This window comes from Streptomyces sp. M2CJ-2, assembly GCF_016757295.1.
GTDB lineage: Bacteria > Actinomycetota > Actinomycetes > Streptomycetales > Streptomycetaceae > Streptomyces.
Genome location: NZ_JAESIF010000126.1, coordinates 1 through 9366, shown reverse-complemented (window position 1 = coordinate 9366; position 9366 = coordinate 1). Strand labels below are relative to the sequence as shown.

At 66.8% G+C, this 9366-nt stretch carries 8 protein-coding genes and 4 pseudogenes; 5 read left to right on the top strand and 7 right to left on the bottom strand.

Annotation, left to right across the window (positions count from 1 at the left end; translation table 11 throughout):
- The 4 genes from JL475_RS36995 to JL475_RS36980 form a co-directional block, all read right to left on the bottom strand.
- Window positions 1-905, bottom strand: a 905-nt coding sequence (locus JL475_RS36995; protein ID WP_237409349.1) for a transposase, incomplete at its 3' end; no start/stop codon positions are given.
- Window positions 906-1164: 259 nt separating this feature from the next.
- The gene (locus tag JL475_RS36990) at window positions 1165-1383 is read right to left on the bottom strand and encodes a hypothetical protein (protein WP_237409344.1); all 219 of its coding nucleotides are present in this window, start codon (window positions 1381-1383) and stop codon (window positions 1165-1167) included.
- Between the two features lie 65 nt (window positions 1384-1448).
- Complete coding sequence (locus tag JL475_RS36985) at window positions 1449-2126, bottom strand: IS6 family transposase (RefSeq protein WP_237409347.1); 678 nt, start codon at window positions 2124-2126, stop codon at window positions 1449-1451.
- A gap of 202 nt (window positions 2127-2328) precedes the next feature.
- Window positions 2329-3063, bottom strand: coding sequence for an alpha/beta fold hydrolase (locus tag JL475_RS36980; protein ID WP_202282573.1), 735 nt, complete (start codon window positions 3061-3063; stop codon window positions 2329-2331).
- 79 nt (window positions 3064-3142) lie between these two features.
- Here JL475_RS36980 and JL475_RS36975 point away from each other — a divergent pair, with 79 nt between their 5' ends.
- From JL475_RS36975 to JL475_RS36965, 3 genes and pseudogenes are all read left to right on the top strand, one after another.
- Window positions 3143-4117, top strand: coding sequence for a YafY family protein (locus JL475_RS36975; RefSeq protein WP_202282572.1), 975 nt, complete (start codon window positions 3143-3145; stop codon window positions 4115-4117).
- A 119-nt stretch (window positions 4118-4236) separates the two neighbouring features.
- Window positions 4237-4614 carry a hypothetical protein gene (locus JL475_RS36970; protein WP_237409342.1) on the top strand — a complete coding sequence of 126 codons (378 nt, stop codon included), beginning with the start codon at window positions 4237-4239 and terminating at the stop codon, window positions 4612-4614.
- A 55-nt stretch (window positions 4615-4669) separates the two neighbouring features.
- Window positions 4670-5379 (top strand): annotated as a pseudogene (locus JL475_RS36965) (IS6 family transposase).
- A 229-nt stretch (window positions 5380-5608) separates the two neighbouring features.
- On the opposite strand, the gene JL475_RS36960 reads toward JL475_RS36965, so the two are convergent.
- From JL475_RS36960 to JL475_RS36950, 3 genes and pseudogenes are all read right to left on the bottom strand, one after another.
- Complete coding sequence (locus JL475_RS36960; protein WP_202282571.1) at window positions 5609-6661, bottom strand: M12 family metallopeptidase; 1053 nt, start codon at window positions 6659-6661, stop codon at window positions 5609-5611.
- Between the two features lie 34 nt (window positions 6662-6695).
- Window positions 6696-7037, bottom strand: coding sequence for a DUF1036 domain-containing protein (locus JL475_RS36955; protein ID WP_202282570.1), 342 nt, complete (start codon window positions 7035-7037; stop codon window positions 6696-6698).
- 887 nt (window positions 7038-7924) lie between these two features.
- Window positions 7925-8095: pseudogene (locus JL475_RS36950) on the bottom strand (IS6 family transposase); the annotation flags it as partial.
- A gap of 60 nt (window positions 8096-8155) precedes the next feature.
- Here JL475_RS36950 and JL475_RS36945 point away from each other — a divergent pair.
- Window positions 8156-8418 (top strand): annotated as a pseudogene (locus JL475_RS36945) (ISAzo13 family transposase); the annotation flags it as partial.
- A gap of 44 nt (window positions 8419-8462) precedes the next feature.
- Window positions 8463-9280: pseudogene (locus tag JL475_RS36940) on the top strand (IS5 family transposase).
- Window positions 9281-9366: the final 86 nt, after the last annotated feature.

Below are 9366 nucleotides of genomic sequence, written 5' to 3'. Positions count from 1 at the left end.
CGCTTGGCAGACCAGCGGGTGTCGGTGTCGTAGGGGGAGGCTAGGCGGGATGGGGCGGGCGGCAGGCCGTCGCCGCCGTCCTCGGCGCGCTCACGCCGCCGGATCCGCAGCCTGCCGACGCGGTCGGCGGTGCGGGTGAAGTTCTGCACCAGCACCTGCCGCAGGGTCTGCACCGCGGGCAGTTCGCGCAGCCACATGGGCGAGGCGGGTGCGTAGACGGCCTGCAGCAGCGTGTAGCCGTCCTGCGCGTAGGCGAGCGCGAGTTTGTCCTGCTTGGTCTTGGAGGTCGGCAGCCGCCAGCTGTCCACCCGATCTCCATAGCGATGGCTCCAGTCGTCCACCACCAGCACCTGGTCCACCCAGTCGGGGCAGGCGACGGCGAGCGCGTTCAACGCAGCGCGGACGCTCTCGCCGACCAGCTCCAGCCGGTTCAGGTCCCGCACCGTCGACACGATGTGCGTGGAGTCGGTGCGCTGACTGCCGCCCGCCGTCAGCAGGTCCAGCGCCGTCAGCCGCTCCAGCAGTAGGTCCAGCACCCGCTCCTCCAGCCTGTGGGCGACGACACGGGAGCGGAACTCCGGCAGCACGCTGTGGTCGAATCCCGGATCCTCCAGGTCCAGGCCGAGTGCGTACTTCCAGGCCAGGTTCTCGCGGACCTCGTCCGCGGCCTGCCGGTCGGTCAGGTTCGCGGCCTTCTGCAGCACCGTGACCAGCGCCAGACGCCCCGGCGACCAGCCCGGCTTACCCGCCCGGCCGAACGCCTCGGCGAACGCCGCGTCCGGGAACAGTTCGCCCAGCCGGTCACGCACCTGCACCGGCAACGGAACCGCCCGCCGGCCCCGGTAGATCGCCCGGATCGCCGCAGCCACCTGCGGATCCGGCTCCGGCCAAGGCCGCGGCTGCATCGACACGACACACTCCGATCCCCAAGGAATCACGACGAGATCAACGATCAGCATGATCCCATCCGCTGGAGTCGTCGTTCCTCAGCGACCAACTCCGGCTCACAGCAGGAGCATTGGAATTAGCCACCAAGATCGAGCAGGGGGTGGGCGGGTGCGCTGTGCTTCGAGAGGGTCGACCTGGGCGACGAAGTCCGGCGGTATGCGGTGCGCAGGTGGCCGGGGAGGGGCGTGGGGGCGGTTCGTCCGAGGGCCGGTGGGATCAGTCCGTGGCGGCCCGCTCGATCAGATCAGCGGTCTTATGCAGTCCGTCGCGCGCCCGGATCGTCTCACCGGCCTCGGTGAGGGTGCGCCGCAGAGTCGTATCGCCGAGCAGACGGCCGATCGCGCCGTGGAGTTGGGCGTCGGTGAAGCGGTACGGGTCGAGCCGGACGCCGTAACCCAGTTCGACCATGCGCTGGGCGTTGTCGGGCGCTGTCACGTTGTTGAGTATGTGAGTGCCTGACGGCGTGTCGGGTGTGGTGGGGCCGGGTTCCGGCTCCGTGCTCACGCTGCGGTGGGCAGGCCGGCGACGCCGGTGACCTGATCCCAGATGGCGAAGCGGGTGATCATCTCGGCGCGGTATTCGGTGGCGGTCATCAGATGGCGATGGGGCCGGAAGTGGGGTGAGATGCCGCTGAACGCGGCCAGGAACCGCTGCGCCCCGCCGACGGAGCGGAAGCCCTTCATGGCGCGCTCGCGCTGCCTCGTCGGCTGATGACTGTTCTCGGCCCGGTTGTTCCGGCCCTGGTGGGAGCGGTGTTTGACCGAGGGCATGACCTCTCGGTGGGCCGCGCCGTAGGAGCGGAGCCGGTCGGTGATGACCACGCGCGGCACGGCGCGGGTCGTCTTCAGGAGCTTGCGGAAGAAGCACCGGGCCGCAGCCTTGTCCCTCCGGCCCTGGACCAGGATGTCGAGCACGTTGCCGTCGGCATCGACGGCCCGCCACAGGTACTTCGGCTCCCCGTTGATCCTGACGAACACCTCGTCCAGGTGCCACGTGTCGCCCGGCCTCGCACGCCGGCGGCGCAGGCCGTTGGCGTAGGTCTGCCCGAACTTCGCGCACCAGCGGCGGACGGTCTCGTGGGAGACGGTCACGCCGCGCTCGAGCAGCAGCTCTTCGGCCTCACGGAAACTGAGCGGGAAGCGGAAGTACAGCCACACACAGTGCGCGATGATCTCCATCGGGTACCGGTGCCCCTTGTACGACGGCGGCGCGGACGACACGAGCGAACCCCTCCCCGGCACGACCAACTCCAAGATCATCCCAGGCCGGTCAGCCAACGTGACAACGCCTCCTCCCGGGCTCCGCCGGCCAGGGCCTGGGCCCGCAGCCGGCGGACGCTCTCGTGGGCAAGCATCGGGCTGTGCCTCTCAGCCAGCGCGGTCAGGAGACGGCCTTGTCGAGGATGTCGGCGAGTTCGGTGGGCGCGGACAGCATCGGCCAGTGCCCGGTGGGCAGGTCGAAGCGCCGCCACGGCGGCTGGTTCAGGTAGGTCAGCATCGGCACCCCGGCATCCAGCAGCCCCGTGAAGTCATGGCACGCGACCAGGGCACGGTCCACACCGGGACCGGGCTCGGTCGGGCCGGTAAGACGCTGGGCGTAGGTGCCGAACGGCTGAGGGGTGGCACGCGAGCGCAGAGCGTCCCGCTGGCCCTCATCGAGCCCGTCGAGGCTGCTGGACAAGCCCAGGACCTCAAACGGCGGCATCGGCAGCCGCCACCCGTCACCGGAAGCGGAGACCTGGTGACGCAGCTGGTCCGCTGCCTGCGGTGGCATGAGGTCCAGCATGCACATGCCCGCGGCGAACGGGGCGCTGTCCACATAGACCACGCGCTCCAGCCGGTCGTCGAGACGTCCGGCTGCCCCGGTCACCGGAGCAGCCGCATAGCTGTGGGCGACCAGCGTGACGCCGCGCAGATCGTTCCGCTCGACGAAGCCGGTGATGTCCGCGATGTGCGTGTCCAGGTCCGTCTCGGGTCCGCCCTGGTCTGCGTGCTTGGCCAGGCCCGTCAGTGTCAGCGGCAGCGCCGCGTGGCCGCGCTCGCGCAGAGCGCGGGCGGTGTCTTCCCAGGCCCACGCCCCGAGCCAGGCACCGGGAACGAGTACGAAGGTGGTCATGTGATCTCCCAGAAGTAGGTGCTGCGGGGAGCGTAAGGTCGATACAGGACAGAATCCGCCCTGAAATGCCGAGTGATCCATGTCGCATCCCCTCACCCGCGTGCTGACCCTGCTGGAACTCCTCCAGTCCAACGTCCGGCTCACCGGGGCGGAGCTGGCAGACCGCCTGGACACCGACGTCCGCACCGTGCGCCGCTACACGGCCCACCTTCGCGACTTGGGCATCCCCGTGGAGGCCGAACGCGGCCGCTACGGCGGCTACCGACTGGCCCGCGGCTACCGCATGCCACCTCTGGTCCTCACCAATGACGAGGCCCTCGCCGTCGTTCTTGGCCTGCTCGCGGCAGAACATCTGGGCATGGGCACTGCCGCGCCGGCCAGTGCCGGTGCCTTGGCCAAGATCGAGCGGGTGCTTCCGCACGCCCTGCGCGAACCGCTCGCCGCCATGCGGGAGACCCTGTCCTTCACCGCCAACGCCGTGATCGGGCAGGCACCCGGAACCGGCGTTCTGCTGGCACTGGCCCAGGCCTCCCGCGCCCACACGACCGTCGGTATCAGCCACCAGTCCTGGCGCCAGGAACACACCGAACGCGACATCGACCCATACGGCGTGGTCTTCCACACCGGCCGCTGGTACGTCGTCGGCCACGACCACCTCCGCGACAGCCTGCGTACCTTCCGCATCGACCGCATCGCCTCCGTCACCTCCCGAGCCGACAGCTTCACCGCACCCGACGGCTTCGACCCCGTGGCCCACCTGACCTCGACCCTCGCTCAGGGGCCCTACCGCTGGCAGGTCGAGGTGACGATCCATGGCCCCCTCGATGAGATCGCTCGCCGGCTACCTCGCTCAGCGGTGACCCTCACCGCCCAGCCCACCGGAGTTCTCATGCACGCACGGGCAGAACGGCTGGACGGCATGGCCCACATGCTCGCCTCCCTGGAGTGGCCCTTCACCATCCACCATCCCGACGAACTACGGCAGGCGCTCAAGAATCTGGCCGCCCAGCTCACCGCAGCCGCCCAGCGGAGACCGGAAGAACTACCGCAGTAAATGCCGGATCTACTGCGGCAGGGCCTCTACGGTGATCATCGCGACCTGCGGCGGGTTCTCCGGCCGCCGGGGTGAGGTGTACGCATTTACTGCGGCAGTGCCGGAAGGGTGGGGCGGGCGTGGCGATCGAACCGGTGACCGAACTCGGGAGCGGGGACGCGTTGCGTGTGCCGCGCGCCCGGGTCGTGCCCCTGTCCGCTGCTCCGGCGTCATACGCCGCGGCGGTCGAGCGGTACCTCACCGGTGCGGGCATCGCGAAGTCCTCGGCGCGGATCTACCGGATCTCGCTGACGACGTGGGGGTGGATGCTCGCCGGCGAACCGGCGCCGACCGGGCCCGCCCGCCGGGGCGCGAAGCCGCCCGTCTTCCCCGTCGCCGCGATCGACGACCCGGCGCTTCCGGAGGTGCTCGCCGAGCTGGCGGCGGCGCGGGCGGACGAGATGGACGCCGACACCGTCAACCGCGAACTGTCCATCAGGCGCTGTCACGTTGGCTGACAGGATGGGAGGATCCTCGGGCTGATCACGGTGGAGGGGGTCGTCCGTGGAGGGCATGTCGCCGTCGTACCAGGGGCACCGGTATCCGGTCGAGGTGATCTCGCACTGTGTGTGGCTGTACTTCCGCTTCCCGCTCAGTTTCCGTGAGGTCGAAGAGCTGATGCTGGAGCGCGGCGGATCGTCTCGTACGAGACGGTGCGCCGCTGGTGTGTGAAGTTCGGTCAGCAGTACGCCAACGGACTGCACCGTCGGCAGCCCCGGCCCGGCGACACGTGCCATCTGGACGAGGTCTTCATCAAGATCAACGGTGAGCAGAAATACCTGTGGCGGGCCGTCGACCAGGACGGCACCGTGCTGGACATCCTGGTGCAGAGCCGCCGGGACACGGCTGCGGCCCGGCGCTTCTTCCGCACGCTGCTGACGAAGACGCGCGCGGTGCCCCGGGCGGTCGTCACCGACCGGCTCCGCTCCTACGGCGCGGCCCACCGCGAGGTCATGTCTTCCGTCGAGCACCGCTGTCACCAGGGTCTGAACAACCGGGCCGAGAACAGCCACCAGCCCTCCCGTCGGCGTGAACACGCGATGAAGGGCTTTTACTCCACCGGTGGAGCGCAGCGGTTCCTGTCCGAGGTCAGCGGCATCTCACCCCACTTCCGCCCTCACCGCCACCTGATGACAGCCTCCGACCACCGCGCCGAGATGACCGTCCGCTTTGCGATCTGGGAGCAGGTCACCGGCGCTGCCGGCCGGCCCACCACGGCCTGACCACAGACCCGGACCGCAAGCCCACCATGCCCCAACGCGCCGTCAGCCGGTCATACCCCCACCAACGTGACAACGCCCGCCCTCGGCCTCACCGGATGAACCCGGACAGATCTTGATCATGCAACGGACCCTGGGTTTTCGGGTCCGTGTGCACAGGTTCAAATCCTGCCAGGGGCAGTAGAGCGGGGCCCAGTCTCACTGGGCCCCGCTCTCTTTCTCCCGCCTGCGGTCACCAATACATGACCGACGCGTTCGCAGAACCCCACGTGGAGTACATCCGGACGCGGAGGACATACTGGCGCCCCTTGAAGAGTTTGACCTCGAAGCGGCCATTGCGGTCTTCGCCGCTGTCATCCTCGCCGGTGACGTAGAGCAGGTTTTCATCATCGGCTTGCTCGAAGAGGACCATCTTCACATCGGCGTTTCCGAAGGTGCCGAACTGGTACTTCTGGCTCTTCTCCGGGATGATCTCGTAGTCGGCCTGTTCTCCTGAGGCGAGGCCGAGGACCGACGACTGGAACGGCTTCAGCTCGTCCATGTGAGGGGCCAGCGGCGGATACCACGTGCGCACGTACTCCTTGTCCTGCTCAGACAGTTTGAGCGGAGACGGAATGCCGTTCCGATATGCCTCCGGTCGCTTGATTAGACCGGGTCCGAAGCCGTATTCCATGATGGACAGCACGTCCCAGTGTGAACCGGTCACCTGGTCCATGGAGAGTTTGCGGATGATGTTTTGATAGGTCGTCTCCGGGGGCCAGAAATTGGGCGGGCCTGCCATGTACTCGTAGACCTTTTCCACGTTCCATTCGATGCCGGCCCACGGATTTTGGTGCTCATGACAGAAACCGATCGCATGCCCTATCTCGTGCCGGACCGTAGCCTTGCCGTAGGGCGAGGTCGGGTCCCATCCGAAGTTCATCGTGGCCTCTTCGGCGCTGATGCTGAGACAGTCCGTTCCGACGTACGACCAGGAGCCGTCATCGGCAAAGGTGATCCGGATCTCCGATTCCGCCGGGTTATCCTCGGGACGGAACTTCAGCCCGATGCCAAGGCTCTCCCACTCCTCGAAACCGTTGTGGACCTCGGTCAACCACGCTTTTGCCACGCCGTCGTCGGCACCGTTGAGGAAGCTGTACCGCAGATGGGTGCCGTTCACCCACTTCGCGTGATTGGCCAGTATCGCCCTGGTCCGCGGAAGGCTGAGGCCCGAGGGCAGTGCGGGGATTCTCTGCGGAGGCTGGGCGCAGTACCGCTGAACGTCCTTTTCCGTTTGAGCAGCCATGGTGATGCTCCTGACTTCGTGCTCGTGGTGGAGCTCAGATGTCCACGTTCACGCCACCGGGATAGGCGTACTGGTCGTGCGGGCGCATCGTCACCGTCTTCCATGCTCCGGTCGAGCCGATCTGAAGGCAGGAGTCAAACGGGTAGAGATAGGTATAGACGGGCCCATAGCGGCCCTCCCACTTGTAGCCGTCGTCGGACTCGGCGTACCAGTAGAAGAACTGTTGATTGTTGGGTGCGAGGAGGATTCGCTCGTAGGGCTTGATGCGCCACCAGCCCATGGTCCGGTAGTTTCCGTACTGCCCGCAGCTCTGCGGGTCCCAGTACATTCCAACCACCTGGATCGTCGAGGAATGACTGTTGCGGAAGTACGGCATGATCATGCTCCTCGCTGCCGAGACGCCTCTATGTGTTCGCGCCACCGTTCTACGAGAGTGGTCTGCGGCACCTCTTCCGCCGACACGACGGGAGGTGGCTGTACCGCCGCGGCATTGGCGTCACTGGCCGCCTGCCCATCGGCCTGATGGAGCGTCGAGTCAAGCCCACTCCGGACGTCCTCCTCCGGTGCCTCCTGGAGCAGTTCGACAGCCGGCTCGAAGCTCTGGAGCGGTGCCGGGACACCCGTCGGTTGATTGTTGGACATAGTGAATTACCCCATCACTTTCTGCTGATGGCGGAATTCCCGGGACATGCCCGGGTCGAGAGTGATCGACCGTTGAAAGAGCGTTCTTGGTCTGGCTTATGCTCTTGGAGCGTTCGACGGGTGACTGCTGATTGCAGTCAGCGAATCCCAGTCGATTCGATGCCCCTGGATTCGATGCTGCGCCAACTTTCGCTGTCGCGCATCTCGGGTGGCTTCGTTGATCTCCAAGAACAGCGTTTGTCGACGGTTTCCGGAGGCAGTTGGTGATCAACCGGCTCTGGAATGTGGATGAGGAATGACGGCACTGCGTGGATGCGAACGTGTCGACGGCCAGCCGCTCGAAGGGCGGCTGGCCGTCGAGGCAGGTAGCGGCAGAGGTCAGTACCTGTTCTGTTTTCCGGTGGCCGGGTGAGGCAGTGCAGCCCTTGATGTTCGCGCGGTTTCGACCGGCGATTATTCACTTGACCCGGTCCGTACGGTGTTCGAGTGAAGGACACTCTGATCGACGAACTCCGTACCGGGTATGACGCCCAACTCCCTTGTGGGCGTTGTCACGTTGTTGGGTGCGTGACTGTCTGATGGTGGGTGGGGGCGTGGTGGGCCCGCGGCCGGGGCCTGTGGTCAGGCCGTGGTGGGCAGGCTGGCAGCGCCGGTGATCTGGTCCCAGATGGTGAAGCGGACGGTCATCTCGGCGCGGTGGTCGGAGGCTGTCATCAGGTGGCGGTGAGGGCGGGAGTGAGGTGAGATACCGCTGACCGCGGACAGGAACCGCTGCGCCCCGCCGAGGGCTTGTAAAGAAAAGACACGTTGCTCTGCAGTTTCCGCTTCGTTGACATGCTCTGCGCATGCCGACTGGAGGGCGGCGAGGATCCGCTGTCGGATGGCCAGGGTCTGCCGGGCTGGTGGTGGACGCAAGAATGCCGAGAGCCTGGACCCGCTGCTCGTTCCGGCAGCGCTGGCGTTGGTCGAGCCGGACAAGCGAAGAGATCCGATGTAGCCGCTGCGCTGGACGACAAGTCGCTGCGGTACTTGGCGAGGAGCTCACCGGGCAGGGACATCCCGTGTCGGCGCCCACCGCGGGCCGGCTGCTACGGGAGAATTGCTTCCGCCTCCAGGTTAAGATCGTGTCCTATGTGGTGAGTCGGTCGTTGGGCTCATCATGGGGCGGGATACGTGGAGTTGGATTGTTCCGGACGGACTGTGGGAGATCGCGGAGCCGCTGATCCCGCCGTCGAAGGTGCGGCCGTAGGGCGGCGGGACGCCGGACACACCCGATGAGACGCTGTTCGCCGCGATCATCTACGTGCTGGTCAGCGGCTGCGCCTGGCGGGCACTGCCTCCATACTTCGGGATATCGAAGTCGACGGCCCACCGCCGGTTCCTGATCTGGTCCAGGGCCGGTGTCTGGGGCCGGCTGCACGAGGAGATCCTGCACCGCCTGGACGACGCCGGCCTGCTCGACCTGTCCCGGGCCGTGCTCGACTCCGCGCACGTGAGGCTAAAAAAGGGGCGAACTCACCGGCCCGAGCCCCGTGGACCGGGGCAAGCCGGGTTCCACGATGCACGTCCTGTCGGACGCGAACGGACTGCCCCTCCTCGTCGGCCTCTCCGCGGCGAACACCCACGACAGCCTCGCGCTGAAGCCGATGGTCAAGGGTCACCAAACGAGACACGACCCCCCACCGCGGCCGGTACTTCAAGCCCCAGCGTCTGCACGCCGACAAGGCGTACGACATCCCTCGTCTGCGGAAATGGCTATGGGGCAAGCACATCGGCGTGCGCATCGCACGCAAGGGCGTCGAGTCCAGCGAACGGTTGGGGCGACGTCGCTGGGTCATCGAACGGACCATGTCCTGGCTGACCGGATACCGCCGACTCAACCACCGCTACGAACGGAATCCCCGCAACTACCTGGCCTTTCTCGGTCTGGCCGCCGCGCTGTGCTGCTACAAGCGACTCGTCCGCCTCACCACATAGGACACGGTCTAAGCCTTGATCCACCGAGGTGGTTCGAGAGTGATCTTCTGATCGATTTCTGCGTCCGTTTTGGGCTGGTGGCCGGA